This window comes from Streptomyces diversicolor, from assembly GCF_057537855.1.
This window is the reverse complement of the sequence record NZ_BAAJXA010000022.1, coordinates 115317-132776: the sequence shown is the minus strand read 5'-3', so window position 1 is coordinate 132776 and position 17460 is coordinate 115317. Positions and strand designations below refer to the sequence as shown.

Genomic DNA, 17460 nt, shown 5'->3' with positions numbered 1-17460 from the left:
CTGCCGGGCTCGGCGCTACTGCGTGCTCCTGAGGGCGCGTTCGAGGACGGCGGCGCCCTCCTCGGCCTCCGCGACGGTCAGCGACAGCGGTGGCGCGATGCGCAGGGCGCTGGTGTTGTGGCCGCCGCCCTTGCCGATCAGCAACCCGCCCTCGCGGGCCGCCTCCAGGACGGCGGAGGCCGCCTGCGGGTCGGCCTCGTCGGTGCCCGGCCGCACCAGCTCGATGCCGATCATCAGTCCGCGCCCGCGCACCTCTCGTACGCCGGGCAGTTGCGCGGCGACGGCCCGCAGCCGTTCGATGAGCAGACCGCCGACCCGGCGGGCGTTGCCCTGAAGGTCGTGCTCCAGCAGATAGGTGAGGTTGGCCAGGCCGGCCGCCATGGTGATCTGGGTGCCGCCGAACGTCGAAATGCTGTTGGCGTCGAGGCAGTTCATGATCTCGGCGCGGGCCACGACCCCGCCGATGGACATGCCGTTGCCGATGCCCTTGGCGAAGGTGACGATGTCGGGCGGGCCGCTGCGGGCGTGCGCCTGCCAGCCCCAGAAGTGTTCTCCGGTACGGCCCCAGCCCGTCTGCACCTCGTCGGCGATCCACAGCACGCCGTGTTCCTTGAGCACGTCGCGGAAGGCCGCGTACAGGCCGTCGGGCGGCGAGGTGAAACCGCCGACGCCCTGGATGGGCTCCGCGATCAGGGCGGCCGGCGGCCGGGTGTGGCCGAGGAGGTCCTTCAGGTCCGCCACGCAGGCGGCGATGAACTCCGCGTCGTCCAGGTGGGCGTAGGGGCCGCGGGTGCGGACGCCGCCGTGCACGTACAGGGTCTGCAGCGGGGACAGGGCGGTCGGGGACCAGCCGCGGTTGCCGGTGATGCCGACGGCGCTGAAGGAGCGGCCGTGGTAGCTGTTGCGCATCGCCAGGACCGTGTTGCTGCCCCGGTGGGCGGTCGCGAGCAGCAGGGCGGTGTCATTGGCCTCGGTGCCGGAACTGGTGAAGAACACCCTGGCGTTCGGGATCTGCGACACCTGGGCGATGCGCTCGGCGAGTTCGACCATCGGCCGGTTGAGGTAGAGGGTCGAGGAGTGGATGATCCGCCCCGCCTGCTCGCTGACCGCCTTCGTCACCTCGGGCAGCGCGTGCGCGGTCATCGTGGTGAGGATGCCGCCGAAGAAGTCCAGGTACCGGTTGCCGCGCGCGTCCCACACGTGGCGTCCCTCGCCGTGGGTGATCTCCAGCGGGTCCTCGTAGTAGAGGGCGAGCCAGTCGGGCAGGACGTTGCGGTGGCGGGCGTAGAGGTCGTTCACGGCTGCACCAGCCCTTCGTAGGCGTCGGGGCGGCGGTCGCGGTAGAACGCCCACTGCTGCCGCACCTCTTCGATGAGGTCGAGGTCGAGATCGCGGACGAGCAGTTCCTCGTCCTTGTCGCCGGCGACGTCGCCGACGAACTGTCCGCGCGGGTCGACGAAGTAGCTCGTCCCGTAGAAGTCGTTGTCCCCGTACTCCTCCTGCCCGACCCGGTTGATGGCGGCGATGAAGTACTCGTTGGCCACCGCCGCGGCGGGCTGCTCCAGCTGCCACAGATGGGCCGAAAGACCGCGCGAGGTGGCCGACGGGTTGTACACCAACTGGGCACCTTGGAGGCCCAGTTGGCGCCAGCCCTCGGGGAAGTGCCGGTCGTAGCAGATGTAGACGCCTACCTTGCACGCCGCGGTGTCGAAGACGGGCCAGCCGGCGTTGCCCGGCTTGAAGTAGTACTTCTCCCAGAAGCCCTTGAGCTGCGGGATGTGGTGCTTGCGGTACTTGCCCAGGTAGCTGCCGTCGGCGTCGATCACGGCCGCGGTGTTGTAGTAGAAGCCGGACTGCTCGATCTCGAAGACCGGCACGACGATCACCATGCCGGTCTCGCGGGCCAGCTCCCGCATACGACGCACGGTCGGCCCGTCCGGCACCGGCTCGGCCCAGCGGTAGTGCTCCGGCTCCTGGACCTGGCAGAAGTAGGGGGCGTTGAAGACCTCCTGGAAGCCGATGATCCGGGCTCCCCGGCGGGCCGCCTCGCGGGCGTGCTCCTCGTGTTTCGCCACCATGGACTCGGTGTCGCCGGTCCAGGTGGCCTGGACCAGAGCGGCGCGTAGGACGTCGGCCATGAGCTGCTCCTTCGACGGGACGTCAGAGCCTCTACGCCCGTAGACACAGGCGGTAGAGGGACGAACGTAAGCCTCCCGGACGGGCTTGCCAAGACCATCGTCGTGAACCCGCGGAGTCGATCATGTTTCACACTCCAGTGGGTGAGCCGCTGGGCCGGTCAGGCGGAGTGTCCGGCCACACGCAGGGCGTGCACCAGGTCCCAGTGTCGCTCCTGCGAGACGCCCCGCGCGGCCTCCAGCAGGTGCGGTACGAGGCGCCGTGGGTCGGCTGCGGCGCTGCGGGCCGCCTCCTCGGGGGTACGGACCCGGACGTAGGCGTCGAGGAGGGCCCGCACCTCGCGGACGCGTCCCTCGGCCGCCAGTGCGAGCACCGCCGCGCCGATCTCCTCGGCGGGCCGTACGACGCCCTGGCGCAGGATCTGCTCCCCGTCCGCGGTCCGCCCCGCCGCGACGAGCGCGTCGGCCGCGGCGACCAGGCGGTCGGCCGGCAGCGAGGCGGCCTCCCACAGCAGCGTGGCCCAGTCGGCGCCGTGCCCGGTGCGCCGCAGTTCGTCGGCGAGCAGCGGGAGCCGGGCGGGGGGCCAGTGCGCGGCCTCGACCAGCAGGGCGTGCGCCTCGCCGGTACGGCCCTCGCGGCGCAGCCGGTCCAGCGCCCGGACGGCGCCCGCGACGGCCGGTGCCGCCTCGGCGTCCGCGGGCTCCACCCGTGGCCCGGGCGGTTCGACCGCGTCGGCGGCACCGGCGAACCGGGCGCCGCGCGGGGTGCGGCGCCCGGCGGGGGCCGCCGCGGGCAGCACCGGCCCGGACGGGGGCTCGGGGGCGGGCCCGACGTCGTCCTCGACCATCCCGGCGAACCGCGCACCACCGCGCCGCCGCTTGCGCTGCTTACCGGAGAACGACGGCAGCGGACCGGCTGCCGCCGGGGGCGCGACGGCGGCTGCGGGGGGCGTGGGGGCGGCCGCACCGACGGCGTCGTGCCGGTCGGCCGGGTGGTCGTCACCGCGTTCCGGGGCACCCGGGGTGGTGGGATCCGGGGCATCACCGGGTACGGCGCCGGGGATGCCGTGGACGGCGGAGCGCGCGGGCTGCCCGAGAGCAGTAGCCCGGGGCTCACGGCTGGCCGGAGCTACGGTGTCACCGGCCCCGACTGCACCATGGGCGCCGGCAGCACCGCCGAGCCCCACACCACCACCGGATCCGGCAGGAGCCGGGGCTGCACCGGCACTCGGTCCTAGAGGACCCGGGCCCACACCACCACCCGCTCCGAAACCAGCAGGACTCACGGCACCATGCGCCCTGGCACCGCCCGCGCCCACGGCGTCACCCGGTCCGGCGCCACCGCGACGCACGAGGCCAGGCGCCACCGGGCCGGGGCCGCCCCTGGGATACCCGCCTTGCGTCGGTGCGCCGGCAAGGCGTCCGGGGTCGTCCGGGTGTCGTGCCCGGTTGGGGTCCGGTGCCTGGATGCCCGCCGCCGTCCGGCTGCCCGCCGGGTGGCCCGGTGCCGGTGCGTCGGGCCACGGTCCCGTGCCGTGCCGTGCCCCGGCGGGGAAGCCGTCGGTGCCGTGCCGCGTGGGGTGGGTGTCGCGTCGGTCCAACTCCGCTATGCGCAGGCGTAGTTCGGCGCACCGTGCGGTCGCCCGCTGGTGGTCGTCGCGGGCCCAGGCGAGGTCGAGGCGGAGGGCGTGGGCCGCCTCGGAGGTACCGGCGGCGGCTAGCGACCGGCGCAGTTCTACCTGGCGTTCGGCGGCGTACCGCTGCTCGCGGAGCATCACGTCGAGGCGGTCGCCGAGCGCGTCCCGGGCGCCCGGCCGGGCGTCGTACGCGGTGAGCGCCGCCGCGTACAGGTGCCGGGCGCGCTCCCGCTCCGCCCCCGCGGTGTCCGGGCCGTAGGCCGCCGCCAGGTCCTGCAACAGCGCCTCCACCACGTCCCACGGCGGGATCTCCCGCCCGTCGAGACACGCCCGCATACCATCCGCGTCCCGCCCCCAGAAGACCGCGCACCAGCCGCCGCGCTGGTCGAGGCGCGCCAGGAGACCGTCCAGGTAGTTCGCGAACTCCCGCACTTCTCCTGGGAGTTGATCCACTGCCATCGCCCAACTCCCGCCAGAATGGAGCACTCCGCCCGGTAGAGAACACCAGCCGTGTTACGCCACCGCTACAGGGAGTTTTCCGGGTGACTGCGACCACCCACGGGAACGACGCGCAGGCCGCGGCCCAGCAGGGCGCCCGGACCGCCCACCCGAGCCCCGACCAGGCGGCTTTCCCCACCCTTGACCACAAGCTGGGCACCCCTTGACCGTCCGGTTGCCCCTGCGGTGTCGTGGGCCGACCCCGGCCCGCGGACGAGCGGCTGGTCGAGACCGCCGAGCGGGCCCTGGCGGCAGGCATCGAGACGGCCGTCGCCGACAACCGTGCTGATCGGCGGGGCAAGGACGGCGACTACACGGCACCCGACGACTGGACCCCACCCGCACCCGACGACTGAACCCCGCACACCGGCCACGGCTCGCGCGCGGCCACCCGGAGCACACGGCGGCGATCACCGCGCCGGGCCCCTCATCCTCCCCGAACGCCGAGCGCTCCCCTGCACATGCCGCGATGCGCCGTCGGTCGCCCCCGGGCACCATGGTGACCGGATGCTCCCCTGAGGTGTCCTTCCGCGTAGCGCTCCGCGGGCCCGGTATCCGCCGCGCGGCCGGATGCGCGGCGCGGGGCGGCCGACCCGGCGGGCCGAGGCCGGGACCGGGGCCAAGTGCGGACCGACGCCGGGACCAAGGCGGACACCGGCACCGCGGCCGGGCCCGACGCGGGGACCAAGGCCAGGCCGGGGCCGGGACGGGCCGGGCCATGGCCGGGACCGAGGCCGGGCCGAGGCCGAGGCCGGGCCGAGGCCGAGGCCGGAGGGGTGACGCTGCTCCCACGGCGCGCGGACACCCGCCGCACCAGCGGGGAACCCGCCGCCAGTGACACGCGGCGAACCCCGCAGCGTTCGCCCGCCGTCAACCCCGTACCGCCATGGCCGCGCCACGGACCGACAGGCCAGGGCCAGACCGAGGCCGGGCCAAGGCCGGGGCCCAGGGCCGATTGGCCGGGCTCCGCTGGACATGCCTCGGCTCGGCGGACGTGCCATCGTGGTGTAGGCCCACCCGTACGACCTCTTTGGTGAACGGAACGCCATGACCAGCGGCTTCACGGGGCCGGAAGGACACGGCCCGGACCCCTTCGGTGAATTCCTCTCCCGCTTCTTCGGCGGCGGCCCGCATCCCGGCCCCCGTCAGGTGGACATCGGCCGGCTGCTCAGCCAACCGGCCAGGGAACTGGTGAAAGGCGCCGCCCAGTACGCCGCCGAGCACGGCAGCCGCGATCTGGACACCCAGCACCTGCTGCGCGCGGCCCTCGCCACCGAACCCACCCGGAGCCTGCTCAGCAGGGCGGGCACCGACCCCGACTCGCTCGCGACGGAGATAGACCAGCGCTCCGGGCCGGTGCAGCATCCGCCGGGCGGAGCGCCGCCGCCGACCTCGCTCTCGCTGACCCCCGCGGTCAAGCGGGCGCTGCTGGACGCGCACGACATGGCCCGGTCGAGCGGCGCCGGATACATCGGCCCGGAGCATGTGCTCGGCGCGCTCGCCGCGAACCCGGACTCGGCCGCCGGGCACATCCTGCACGCGGCCCGGTTCGCGGCGGCCGGGATGCCCGCGGACGCCCCCGAGGCGCCGCAGCGGGCCGGCGCCGAACGGCCTCCGGCCACCCCGACCCTGGACAAGTACGGCCGCGACCTGACCGACCTGGCCCGTCAGGGGCGGGTCGACCCCGTCATCGGACGGGACGACGAGATCGAGCAGACCATCGAGGTGCTGTCCCGGCGCGGCAAGAACAACCCGGTGCTGATCGGCGACGCCGGCGTGGGCAAGACGGCGATCGTGGAGGGGCTGGCCCAGCGGATCACCGACGGTGACGTGCCGGACGTCCTCATCGGGCGCCGGGTCGTCGCCCTCGACCTGACCGGCGTGGTCGCGGGCACCCGCTTCCGCGGGGACTTCGAGGAACGGCTGAACAACATCGTCAGCGAGATCCGGGCGCACTCGGACCGGCTGATCGTCTTCCTCGACGAGTTGCACACGGTCGTGGGCACGGGCTCCGGCGGCGAGGGCGGCGCACTGGACGCGGGCAACATCCTCAAGCCCGCGCTGGCCCGGGGCGAACTGCACGTCGTGGGCGCGACCACGCTGGAGGAGTACCGCAGGATCGAGAAGGACGCGGCGCTGGCACGCCGGTTCCAGCCGATCCTGGTGCCCGAGCCGACCGTCCCGGACACCATCGAGATCCTGCGCGGGCTGCGCGACCGCTACGAGGCACACCACCAGGTCCGCTACACCGACGACGCGCTGGTCGCCGCCGTCGAGCTGTCCGACCGCTATCTCACCGACCGGCGGCTGCCGGACAAGGCGATCGACCTGATCGACCAGGCGGGCGCCCGGGTGCGGCTCGGCGCCCGGACCAAGGGCACGGACGTGCGTGCCATGGAACGCGAGGTCGAGCAGCTGCTGCGGGACAAGGACCAGGCGGTCGCGGACGAGCAGTACGAGCAGGCCACACAGTTGCGGGACCGGATCTCGGCGCTGAAGGGCCGGATCTCCGAGACCACCGGCGACGACAAGGCCGACGAGGGACAGGACCTTGACGTGACGGCCGAGGCCATCGCCGAGGTGGTGTCCCGGCTCACCCACATCCCGGTCAGCAGGCTGACCCAGGAGGAGAAGGAGCGGCTGCTCGGCCTGGAGGAGCATCTGCACCAGCGGGTGATCGGACAGGACGAGGCGGTCGCCGTGGTCGCCGAGGCCGTGCTGCGCTCCCGCGCCGGGCTCGCCAGCCCGGACCGGCCGATCGGCAGCTTCCTGTTCCTCGGCCCGACCGGCGTGGGCAAGACGGAGCTGGCCCGGGCGCTCGCGGAGGTGCTGTTCGGCAGCGAGGACCGGATGGTGCGGCTGGACATGAGCGAGTACCAGGAGCGGCACACGGTGTCCCGGCTGGTGGGTGCGCCGCCCGGGTACGTCGGCCATGAGGAGGCCGGTCAGCTCACCGAGGTGGTGCGCCGGCACCCGTACTCGCTGCTGCTGCTCGACGAGGTGGAGAAGGCGCACCCGGACGTCTTCAACATCCTGCTCCAGGTCCTCGACGACGGGCGGTTGACCGACGCGCAGGGCCGGACGGTGGACTTCACCAACACGGTCATCGTGATGACCAGCAACCTGGGGTCCGAGGCCATCGGCCGGCGCGGCGCGGGCATCGGATTCGGCGCGGGCGGCGCGGAGGCGGACGAGGAGGCCCGGCGGGAGCAGATCCTGCGCCCGCTGCGCGAGCACTTCCGGCCGGAGTTCCTGAACCGCATCGACGAGATCGTGGTGTTCCGCCGGCTCACCGCCGGGCAACTGCGGCGGATCACCGACCTGTTGCTGGAGCGCACGCGGCGGCTGCTGCATGCCCAGGGGGTCACCGTCGACTTCACCGACGCGGCCGTCGGCTGGATCGCGGAGCGCGGTCATCAGCCGGAGTACGGCGCCCGCCCGCTGCGCCGTACCATCCAGCGCGAGGTCGACAACCGCATCTCCCGCCTCCTGCTGGACGGCCGTCTCCCGGAGGGCAGCCGCGTGCGGGTGGACGCCACGGACCACCACCTGACCTTCGACACGGAACCCCCACCGCAGCCCGGCACGGCCCCGGTGAACGGCACACCCCCCACGCCGACCTCGGCCCCGGACCCGCCGCCCGCCCCGAACCCCACGCCGCAACCGCCCACCCCCGAACCCTGATCCCATCCCGACCGCGAGCTGCCCGCCGCCCGGCCCGACGGCGAGCGCCCGCCGAGGTCATCGGGTCGGGTGTACCACCATGGCGGAGCCGCCGCCCCTGCGTGCCGTTTCCGCCGCGGCCAGCCACTTGCCGTTCGGGAGGCGTTGCACGCCCGTCGCGGCGCCGATCTCCGGGTTGGGCGAGAAGGCGTGCCCGATGGCTTCGAGCCGCGCCCGCAGGTTGCTGTCGTAGAGGCCGGGTTCGAGTTCGGTCCTGGCCGCGTTGCGCTGGCTTGCGCGCGGCGCGGCGATCGCGTCGACCAGCGGCAGATGCCGGTCGAGGAACCCGGTCAGGGTCTGCAGCACGGTCGTGATGATGGTCGCGCCGCCGGGCGACCCGAGCGCCACCACCGGCCTGCCGTGCCCATCGAGCACGATCGTCGGCGAGATCGACGATCGCGGCCGCTTGCCGGGACCGGGCAGGTTCGGGTCGTGCACGGCCGGGTTGGCCGGGGCGAAGGAGAAGTCCGTCAGCTCGTTGTTGAGGAGGAATCCCCGGCCGGGCACGGTGATCGCGCTGCCGCCGGTCTGCTCGATGGTGAGCGTGTAGGAGACGACGTTGCCCCACTTGTCGGCGACCGTGAGGTGCGTGGTGTTCTCGCCCTCGTACGTCGTCGGGGCCGCCGTGCCGCCCGTGCCGCAGGCCGCCGGGTGGCGCGGGTCGCCGGGCGCGACCGGGCTGGTCAGCACCGTGTCGTCCTTGATGAGGCAGGCGCGCGAGTCGGCGTACGACTGCGACAGCAGCTGCTTGGTCGGTACGTCCTCGAAGGCGGGGTCGCCGACCCAGCGCCCGCGGTCCGCGAACGCGATCCGGCTCGCCTCGATGAAGCGGTGCAGGTACTGCGCGTCGGTCGCCTTCGAAAGGTCGGTCTTCTCAAGGATGTTGAGGGCCTCGCCGACCGTGGTGCCACCGGAGGACGAGGGCGCGATCGAGTAGACACCGAGCCCGCGGTACGACGTCTTCGTGGGCGCCTGGAACTTGGCGCGGTAGCCGGCGAGGTCCTTGGCGGACAGCCGGCCGGGACGCGCGTTCCAGCCCGAACCGGGGTCGACCGGCGGCTTGTTGACGGTGGCGACGATGTCCTTGCCGAGGTCGCCGCGGTAGAGCGTGCCGATGCCCTTGCGGCCCAGTTCCTCGTAGGTGCGGGCCAGATCGGGGTTCTTGAAGGTGGCGCCGACGACGGGCAGCCGCCCGTTCGGCAGGAACAGCCCGGCGGTGTCCGGGAAGTAGCGGAACCGGGTCTCGTTGGCCGCCGTCTGCGAACGGAACGTGTCGTCGACGGTGAAGCCGTCGCGGGCGAGCCGTTCGGCGGGCCGCAGCACGGTGCCCAGCTTCTTGCTGCCCCAGGCGTCCAGGGCCGTCTGCCAGGTGGCGGGTGTGCCCGGTGTGCCGACGCTCAGTCCGCTGCTGACGGCGTCGGCGAAGGCGAGTGGCTTGCCGTTCTCCAGGAACAGGTCGGAGCCGGCGCTGAGCGGCGCGGTCTCCCGGCCGTCGATGGTGTGCACGGCACGGGACTTGGCGTCGTAGTAGACGAAGTAGCCGCCCCCGCCGATGCCGGCGGAGTACGGCTCGGTGACCCCCAGGGCGGCGGCCGTGGCGACGGCGGCGTCGACCGCGTTGCCGCCCTTCTTCAGGACCTCGATGCCGGCGGCCGAGGCGTCCGCGTCGACGCTGGCGACCGCGCCGCCGTAGCCGACGGCGACCGGGCTCTTGGGCGGGGTGGTGCTCGTGGCGCCGGGCGGCGCCGCCGCCCCCACGGACACGACGGCGGCCGAGACCGCAAGGACCGACAGTTTCCGCGCGACAGGGCGACGCATCCGCACCTCCAGCGAGTGACCGTCCGCGCAGCTTAATGGAACGGCATGTCCCCGTCAGGACCGTCTCGAACACCGGTTTGCCTTTGCCCGCTAGCATGCGCGCCCATGAATGACGACGTGCGCAACATCATCCTGGGCCTGGTGGCCGCCGGTATCAGCGCCGGCCTCGGCTGGCTGGCCCGCACCACCGTGTGGAAGCGCAGGCTGCGGCGCAAGCAGGCGTTCTTCGGACTGCCGGAGAACTCGGAGTCGCTGCTCGTCGTCAACCGCGACCCGGCGACCTCCGAACCGGCGGTGCACCGCTTCGACGTGTTCGCGCTGCTGGAGCTGGCCGCCCTGATCAAGGACTGCGGCGCGCATCTGCAGATGGTGACCCAGGACAACGTCCAGCAGGGTTTCGGCGAGCGCACCGAGTTCTGCGTGGGCGGTCCCGCCTCGAACCGGCGCATGCTGGCCCACATGTCGGCGATGCTACCGGGGGTGCGGGTGAACATCGACCCGGAGCCGGGCCCGGACCGCGGCGCCTTCCAGATCGGCGGCGAGCGCTACCGTCTGGAGCCGGGCGTCACCGAATACGTCCTGCTGGCCCGGCTGACCGCCGGGCAGCGGCGCGAGGCACGGCCGGTGTTCCTGTTCTGCGGGCAGCGCGCGATCACCAACCAGGCCGCGACCCGCTATCTCGCCCGGCACCACGAGCGGCTGGCCCGCAAGCACGGCGCGAACCCGTTCGTGCTGCTGCTGAAGGTGGTCAACTCGCAGGCGTACGGCCCGGACGTGGTCGAGCTGGTCGCCGATGTGACGCGGGCCGCGCAGGCACCGCCGCCGGCGCCGGAGGCAGCGCGTTCGCACCGGGCCTCCTAGGACGCGCGAGGACCGGCGGTCCCGTGGCGGCCGGGGGCCCGGGAGCAAGCCGTCCGGCGCGCAGCTGACCCTCTTCTCGTCGGCGGCCGACCCGTCCTGCGGGTGCGCGCCGCCGCGCGAGCAGTGATCTCCGGCTGCCGCCGGGCGGGCCTGGCCCCGAGCCGCTGCCCCCTACGGTTTCGGAGCGGTGGGTGCCCCCACCGGCCGGCAGCGTCCCCGGCTGCCGCCGCGGCGACGTCCACGGCCTCGGTCCATGAGCAGGGCCGGTGAAGTCCGCTGTGGTTCGGCAGCGCATCGAAGGGGCGCGGGGCTGTCTTGATATGCGGCTCCGCCGCGCGGGCGCGACCAGCCACAACGACGCCGCAGACGACCGACGGCATACGCGGCATCTCCGGCGGAGCGCTTCGTCAGGCCTCCGCGACCTCCGCGTACAGCTGCGACAGCTCGGGAACGCCGCTGGTGGCCCACTCGTGACCGGCCTCGACGACATCAAACTCACGCCCCGATGCGAGCCGTACGACCGGCTGCCCGCCGGGCTGGAACTCCCAGTACGCGCCGGGCACGGTACGCACGATGACCGTGCCCAGATAAAGACCCGCGTCATTGCCCAGCCACGGCAGGATCTCCGCGTCGTCACGCCAGCGCGGCACCAGCTGGTCAAGGGCCTCAAGCGAGGTCACGGAGTCGTCCAGCCGGACGCCCTCCCGGGCCGCCTGGGAGCGCAGCAGATCGCACTCGGACAGCAGCTCGGCGACGCCCTCGCGGTCGGCGGGCAGCACCGGGGCATCGCTCTTCTTGTGCCGGTTGCCCAGGAAGGGGATGTTCATGTACACAGCGTGTCACCGACCCGGTGCCCGCACCACAGGGTGGGCGCGGGGTGTCGCCGCACGCCCGTGATCAATCCGCCTGGACCGTCAGGTCCACCACGACCGGGGCGTGGTCCGAGGCGCCCTTGCCCTTGCGCTCCTCGCGGTCGACATAGGCGTCCTTGACTGCGTCGGCGAAGGGCTTGTTGCCGTAGACCAGGTCGATGCGCATGCCGCGGTTCTTGGGGAAGGCGAGCTGGCGGTAGTCCCAGTACGTGTAGGGGCGGTCGTACTTCAGGGGGCGCGGGACGACGTCCGTGAGGCCCGTCTCGCGCAGCGCGGTCAGCGCGGCGCGCTCGGCCGGGGTGACATGGGTCAGGCCCTCGAAGGCGGCCACGTCGAAGACGTCGTCATCGCTCGGCGCCACGTTGTAGTCGCCGAGGACCGCGAAGGGCCGGCCGCCCGCCGCGTCGCCCGCGACGGCGGCCCGCAGCGCCTCGAACCACTGGAGCTTGTAGGCGTAGTGCGGGTGGTCGACCTCGCGGCCGTTGGGCACGTACACCGACCAGACGCGGACCGGGCCGCAGGTGGCGGAGATCGCCCGGGGCTCCTGCACGCCGTCGTACCCGGGGTCGCCCGGCAGGCCCTTGACGACGTCCTCCAGGCCGACCCGGGAGAGCACCGCCACGCCGTTCCACCGGCCGGTCGCGTGGACCGCCGCCTCGTACCCCAGCTCACGCAGCTGGTCGCGCGGGAACTGCTCCTCGGAGATCTTGGCCTCCTGCAGGCACAGCACGTCGGTGCCGCTGCTCTCCAGCCAGGCCAGCAGCCGCGGCAGGCGGGCGGTGATCGAGTTCACGTTCCAGGTCGCGATGCGCATGCCCCACAACCTACCCGGCGGCACTGACAGCGCCGGACCGTGCTCAGACCTCGGCGCTGGATCCCGGTGCGAGCCGCAGGTGGTCGGCGCCGCCCAGAGCGCCGATCTGCCGGTCGTAGACCGGCCGGGCGAGATCGGTGAGCAGGGCGTCGTGGATGTCGTAGGCGCGTTGCGGCGCGACCTCGCGGACGTAGTCGATGACCTCGGAGATCTTGTTCCAGGGGGCCATCACCGGGAGCATCAGCGTCTCGACGGGCCGGTCGGGGACGGTGAGCGCGTCTCCGGGGTGGAAGAGCCGGCCGCCGTCGATCAGATAGCCGACGTTGGTGATCCGCGGGATGTCCGGGTGGATCACCGCGTGCAGCTCGCCGTGGACCTGGACGTCGAAGCCCGCCGCGGTGAACGTGTCGCCGTGCCCGACGGTGTGGACACGGCCGGGGAAGGCGGCGGCGATCTGGTCGGCGACCGATCTCAGGGTCCAGATCCGTGCCGCCGGGTTCGCCTCCATGGCGGCCCGCAGCCGTCCCTCGTCGAAGTGGTCCGGGTGCTCGTGCGTGATCAGGATCGCGTCCGCGCCGACGGCGGCGTCGGGCTCGCTGAAGCCGCCGGGATCGAGGACGAGCGTCCGCCCGTCCTGCTCCAGCCGGACGCAGGAGTGGGACTTCTTCGTGAGCTTCATGGGAACCATCCTCCTCTGCGCCGAAGCCGCGCGCTCACTCCGCGGGCGTGGTCTCCTCCCGTACGACCTGCTGGGCCACCCGGAACGCGCTGTTCGCGGCCGGCACACCGCAGTACACGGCCGCCTGGAGCAGGACTTCCTTGATCTCGTCGGGGGTGAGGCCGTTGCGCAGCGCCGCCCTGGTGTGGAAGGCCAGTTCCTCCAGGTGACCGCCGGCGACCAGCGCGGTCAGCGTGACACAGCTGCGTGTGCGTCGGTCGAGTCCGGGACGGTCCCAGATCTCGCCCCACGCGTAGCGGGTGATGAACTCCTGGAAGTCACCGGAGAAGTCGTCGGACTGCGCCAGCGCCCGGTCGACGTGGGCGTCGCCCAGCACCTCGCGGCGGATCTTGAGGCCCGTCTCGTAGCTGTCGGGCCGTCCCGGCGGCTGCGGGGCCGTCTCCGGCGGGGCGATCTCGGCGATGGGCGCGGCCTGCGGCGGGGCGGCGAGGACCGGCTTCGCGGGTGCCGCCACGATGGCCATCTGGCCGGTCGTCGAGTCGAACGCCGGCTGCCAGGCGCTGGAGAAGTGCCGCACCAGCAGGTCGGTGACGGCCGCGGGCTGCTCGACGGGCACGAGGTGGGAGGCGCCGGGGACGACCGCGAGCCGGGCGTCCGGTATCCCGGCGACCAGAGTGCGTGCCTCGGCCGGGCCGGTGACCTGGTCCTCCGAGCCGACCAGCACCAGGGTGGGCACGCCGACGCGCCCCAGTTCGGGACGGACGTCGAAGCCGGCCAGCGCCTCGCAGGCGGCGATGTAGCAGCCCGGGTCGGTGGTGCGGACCATCTGTACGGCCCACTCGGTGATCGCGGGCTGCGCGGCGGCGAAACCGCCGGTGAACCAGCGCTCCGGCGAGGTACGGGCGATCGGGTCGAGTCCGTTGGTCCGCACGATCACCCCGCGCTGCCGGAACTCGTCGGCGGTGCCGAACCGGGGGGAGGTGGCGACCAGTGCGAGCGAGGCGAGCCGTTCGGGGTGGCGCAGGGCCAGTTCCACACCGATCGCGCCGCCGAGCGCGCACCCCGCGTAGCCGAAGCGCTGCACGCCGAGCGCGTCGAGGGTGGCGAGCAGCCGGGCGGACAGTTCGGCGACGGAGTCCGCCGGGTGGGCGGGCGCGCCGCCGTGCCCCGGCAGGTCGAACCGGAAGACCCGCCACTGCCGGACCAGTTCCGGAACCTGGCGGTCCCACATGTGCCAGGTGGTACCCAGTGAGGGACCCAGGATCAGGACAGGTGCGTCTTCCGGCCCGTCAAAGCGGTACTGGAGGGTTTCGATCTTGCCTTCGCTCACGGGATCACACCTTTGTCTGTCACGATCTGTCACACTCCCCTCGCCAGACCTCCCCAAGCCTCCGCTGCTGGAAGCAGGTCCGCCACGTCCGGCTTCACATATCACGTCTCGGTTGTCTTCACGTCGGTGTGCCCGGCGCACATGGCGAGCAGGTGATCGGGCACACCGTTGTTCGCCAGGTACGTCAGGCACGACGCCCGAGCATCGTACAGACGGCCCTTCGAAGGCCGTTTTCCCTGCCCGGCGCGGAACGTCTTCACGGCGTCCCGTGGAGCCGGCAGTTCTCGCGGAACGCGGTCGGGGCCGAGGTGCCGCCCGCCTGGGCGAGGTGGTCGCTCTAGGTCACGATGGTCCGAAGTCCAGCCATGCACGGGGACTTCTACTCACCGTCCGCCGACAACTCCCTCAAGGGAACTCGCCGGAACTCGATCGTTTCATACGCCGTCCGAACACCTGTTTCGTACAGGATTCCCACACTCTCGCCATCGGTCTGAACGAGGTCCGAGTACCCGGCCTTCCGCGTGGACAGGGTCAGCGCCCTGCCGAAGGACCGCCCCCCGTCCGTACTGCTCCACAACGCCATCGCCGCACGGTCGGTCGGTACGGAGGGCCCCGAGAACAGCAGGTTCCCTCTCTCCCCGGCCAGTTGCAGCACACTGCCCTCCACCAAGGGCACGTCGTTCAGCGAACGCTGCTCCGCATAGCCTCGGTCCAGGCTGGCACCACCGTCACTGGAGTAGGCGTCCAGGCGGTTCCCCGAGCTCGCGCCCTTCTGGTTCCGGGCATTGAAATACAGTCGTCCGTCCGGCAGTTGAGCCGCTGTCGACTCGTTGGCGTTGTACACACCTTCGTAGGAATCCTCGATGAAACCGAGGTGCCAGGACCTCCCCCCGTCGTCGCTGTAGATCGTGTGCGCCCCGTAGTACTTGGGCTCCTGGCCGGTGTCCGGCGACCCGGGAGGCGGCGCGGCAGAGTGGTTCGCCGGGACGACCAGCCGCCCCGCGTGGTCGCCCCGCATCAGCGCGACGGCATGGCCCGGCCCTGTGGCGTACCAACGCCAGTCCGGCCTCTTCACCGCCGACGTGATCTCCCGCGGGGCGGAGAAGGAGCGTCCGTCGTCCTCGCTTGTCTGCACAAAGACCCGCCGACCTTGCTCGCCCGTGGCCTCACCGCGCAGAATCCGCGCTTCGGTGACGTCACCACTGTGGTACGAGGTGACGAGCACGATGTTCCCCGTCCGGGGATCGACGACCGGGGCCGGGTTGCCCCGGGTGTTCCCCTCGCCCTTTGCGACGACTTGCAGCCGCCCCCATGTGCAGCCGCCGTCCCGCGACCTCCTGAGTACGACGTCGATGTCACCGTTGTCCGCCCTGCCACCGACCCGGCCTTCGGCGAAGGCGAGCAAGGACCCGCCGCGAGTACGGACGACGGCAGGTATGCGGTAACTGACATAGCCTCCCACACCCGAGGTATACGGAACCGAGGAGACGCATCGTCGTTCCGGCTCGGCATCCGCGCTGTCGGCCCGATCCGCCCAGGGACGGGCGAAGACCACGAGCGCAGCGATGCCTATCGCGACGACGCAGAGCACAGACATACGACGGCTTGAGAAGGGGCGGCTCATCGCTCTCCAGGTCGGCGGGACAATCAGCCGAACCTAAAGGCATGACTGTGACGCGGCAACGCCTTTGAGGTGAAGGGGAAATGAAGGACCAGGCGGCTGGCTCGTTCCGCACCGCACACACTCTGCTCCTGCCGGCCCTGCCGTCCCGGAGCGGGGACGGCGCACACAGGAGGCTGGGGCCCACGTTCGTCGAAACATGCCGGAGGCCCCACCGGAATGACACCGACGTCCGGTGGGGCCTCCGCATGCACTCAACCGACAGTACGCGCCAGTCGGAGGCGAAGAACTCACGATGTGACGGGCACTTCGTCGAGTGCGTCAAGTGCGTATTCCCTGCGCTCCGGCCCGGATTCCTCCACACGAAATCCCAGCCCGCCCCTCCGAACGCGGAACACCCGGACGTCGTGCCCGGGCGGGAGTGCGGTGAAGCGGAGGTCGCCGTAGCTGATCTCCCAACAGAAACTCCGCGGTTCACCGAAGGCAGCGAGACTGACGAGCAACCGCCGACCACCCGTGCGGCAAACCGAATCCAGAAGGTCCTGCCACTGGCTTCGGCGCCCCTTCCCTCCGGGAACGTGCACGCCAGCCTCCCCGGGGTCATGACCGGGAACTCCAACACGAAGTCGCCGAGAGGCTCGCCGTCCTACCAGGCGGCTACCGCCCGAAGCGCCTGGTCGATATCCACGGTCGCTCCCGCCGCCCATACGACGACGGCGGGCTCACAGACCTTGACGCCGAAGAACCTCTGCTCGGCCGTCCGCATGGGCCGCCTCCACCAGAGGCCGCTCGTCGTCGTAGACCTCCGCTGTCCGTAGCCGTTCCCACTGAGCCGCGACCGGATCACCGCTCTCGTACGCTTGGGCAAGCGGGCCGGGCCGCATGAACGGGAAGGTCCTGGCGAACTCATCCACGGGCATCCCGCTCTGCCAGGCCGCGACCGCACTGACCAGTTCCCGCAGATCGTCGGTCATGCCGTCCGCCCACGTGAATCCGCTCCCCCGGATGTCGAGGGAGAACATCCGCTCGTGCGTCCCGAGCAGCATGGACATCCTGCCGCGCTCCGTCTCGATGACGGCGCTCTTGTAGCGCCCCGGCCCCGACGCGTGCTCGCTGCAGGGGGTTCCCACATGCAGGCCGTTCTCACGGTCAACACTCTCCAATGCGGAGACGAGACAGCCCCTTTCGATGAGATCCGGATACAGAGCGGCTTCCAGGAACAGGGACAAGTCGGCCCGCAGATACGCGATCAGTTCGCTGGTCGGCACCTCGACCCACACGGCCCCGGACACACCGACTCGCATGACCTCATAACGCTCCCCGTCCAGCTCATTCACCAGAACCTGACGGCTCACCGCGTCCAGCGGGTCCACGTGGAGCCGATCGCCCAGGCAAAGTCCGGAATACGGATACCCACCCGGAACTGGCGCTCATCGGCCGCAGGATCGACCGATAAGAAGCCTCTTGCCGTT

General features: G+C 72.0%; 13 protein-coding genes and 1 pseudogene. 4 read left to right on the top strand and 10 right to left on the bottom strand.

The window, feature by feature from the left end:
• Nucleotides 1-15: 15 nt before the first annotated feature.
• The 3 genes from AC27LF_RS25865 to AC27LF_RS25855 all read right to left on the bottom strand — a co-directional run bounded on the left by AC27LF_RS25865 (nucleotide 16) and on the right by AC27LF_RS25855 (nucleotide 4231).
• The gene (locus AC27LF_RS25865) at nucleotides 16-1299 is read right to left on the bottom strand and encodes an aspartate aminotransferase family protein (protein ID WP_479658779.1); all 1284 of its coding nucleotides are present in this window, start codon (nucleotides 1297-1299) and stop codon (nucleotides 16-18) included.
• On the bottom strand, nucleotides 1296-2138 hold the full coding sequence (locus AC27LF_RS25860) for a nitrilase-related carbon-nitrogen hydrolase (protein ID WP_479658780.1): 843 nt from the start codon (nucleotides 2136-2138) through the stop codon (nucleotides 1296-1298). The genes AC27LF_RS25865 and AC27LF_RS25860 overlap by 4 nt, the downstream gene beginning before the upstream one ends.
• A 158-nt stretch (nucleotides 2139-2296) precedes the next feature.
• On the bottom strand, nucleotides 2297-4231 hold the full coding sequence (locus AC27LF_RS25855) for a hypothetical protein (protein ID WP_479658781.1): 1935 nt from the start codon (nucleotides 4229-4231) through the stop codon (nucleotides 2297-2299).
• Nucleotides 4232-4314: 83 nt separating this feature from the next.
• On the opposite strand from AC27LF_RS25855, the gene AC27LF_RS25850 reads away from it, so the two are divergent.
• The 3 genes and pseudogenes from AC27LF_RS25850 to AC27LF_RS25840 all read left to right on the top strand — a co-directional run bounded on the left by AC27LF_RS25850 (nucleotide 4315) and on the right by AC27LF_RS25840 (nucleotide 7954).
• Complete coding sequence (locus AC27LF_RS25850; protein WP_479658782.1) at nucleotides 4315-4437, top strand: hypothetical protein; 123 nt, start codon at nucleotides 4315-4317, stop codon at nucleotides 4435-4437.
• Nucleotides 4438-4458: 21 nt separating this feature from the next.
• Nucleotides 4459-4554 (top strand): annotated as a pseudogene (locus AC27LF_RS25845) (type I methionyl aminopeptidase); the annotation flags it as partial.
• A gap of 763 nt (nucleotides 4555-5317) precedes the next feature.
• Nucleotides 5318-7954, top strand: coding sequence for an ATP-dependent Clp protease ATP-binding subunit (locus tag AC27LF_RS25840; RefSeq protein ID WP_479658783.1), 2637 nt, complete (start codon nucleotides 5318-5320; stop codon nucleotides 7952-7954).
• A 57-nt stretch (nucleotides 7955-8011) separates the two neighbouring features.
• Here AC27LF_RS25840 and ggt read toward each other — a convergent pair whose 3' ends face one another.
• Complete coding sequence (gene ggt, locus AC27LF_RS25835; protein ID WP_479658784.1) at nucleotides 8012-9811, bottom strand: gamma-glutamyltransferase; 1800 nt, start codon at nucleotides 9809-9811, stop codon at nucleotides 8012-8014.
• A gap of 105 nt (nucleotides 9812-9916) precedes the next feature.
• On the opposite strand from ggt, the gene AC27LF_RS25830 reads away from it, so the two are divergent.
• A complete protein-coding gene (locus AC27LF_RS25830; protein WP_479658785.1) occupies nucleotides 9917-10672 on the top strand; it encodes a hypothetical protein in 756 nt (251 codons plus the stop codon).
• 407 nt (nucleotides 10673-11079) lie between these two features.
• Here the strand turns inward: AC27LF_RS25830 and AC27LF_RS25825 are convergent, their stop codons facing one another.
• The 6 genes from AC27LF_RS25825 to AC27LF_RS25800 all read right to left on the bottom strand — a co-directional run bounded on the left by AC27LF_RS25825 (nucleotide 11080) and on the right by AC27LF_RS25800 (nucleotide 17361).
• The gene (locus AC27LF_RS25825) at nucleotides 11080-11499 is read right to left on the bottom strand and encodes a DUF6278 family protein (RefSeq protein ID WP_479658786.1); all 420 of its coding nucleotides are present in this window, start codon (nucleotides 11497-11499) and stop codon (nucleotides 11080-11082) included.
• Nucleotides 11500-11569: 70 nt separating this feature from the next.
• On the bottom strand, nucleotides 11570-12358 hold the full coding sequence (locus AC27LF_RS25820; RefSeq protein WP_479658787.1) for an exodeoxyribonuclease III: 789 nt from the start codon (nucleotides 12356-12358) through the stop codon (nucleotides 11570-11572).
• 43 nt (nucleotides 12359-12401) lie between these two features.
• Nucleotides 12402-13037, bottom strand: a complete 636-nt coding sequence (locus AC27LF_RS25815; RefSeq protein WP_479658788.1) for an MBL fold metallo-hydrolase — start codon at nucleotides 13035-13037, stop codon at nucleotides 12402-12404.
• A 34-nt stretch (nucleotides 13038-13071) separates the two neighbouring features.
• The gene (gene pcaDC / locus AC27LF_RS25810) at nucleotides 13072-14367 is read right to left on the bottom strand and encodes a bifunctional 3-oxoadipate enol-lactonase/4-carboxymuconolactone decarboxylase PcaDC (protein WP_479658789.1); all 1296 of its coding nucleotides are present in this window, start codon (nucleotides 14365-14367) and stop codon (nucleotides 13072-13074) included.
• 379 nt (nucleotides 14368-14746) lie between these two features.
• Entirely contained in the window at nucleotides 14747-15991 is a 1245-nt protein-coding gene (locus AC27LF_RS25805; protein WP_479658790.1) for a sialidase family protein, read from the bottom strand.
• A 719-nt stretch (nucleotides 15992-16710) separates the two neighbouring features.
• The gene (locus AC27LF_RS25800; protein ID WP_479658791.1) at nucleotides 16711-17361 is read right to left on the bottom strand and encodes a hypothetical protein; all 651 of its coding nucleotides are present in this window, start codon (nucleotides 17359-17361) and stop codon (nucleotides 16711-16713) included.
• Nucleotides 17362-17460 lie beyond the last annotated feature (99 nt).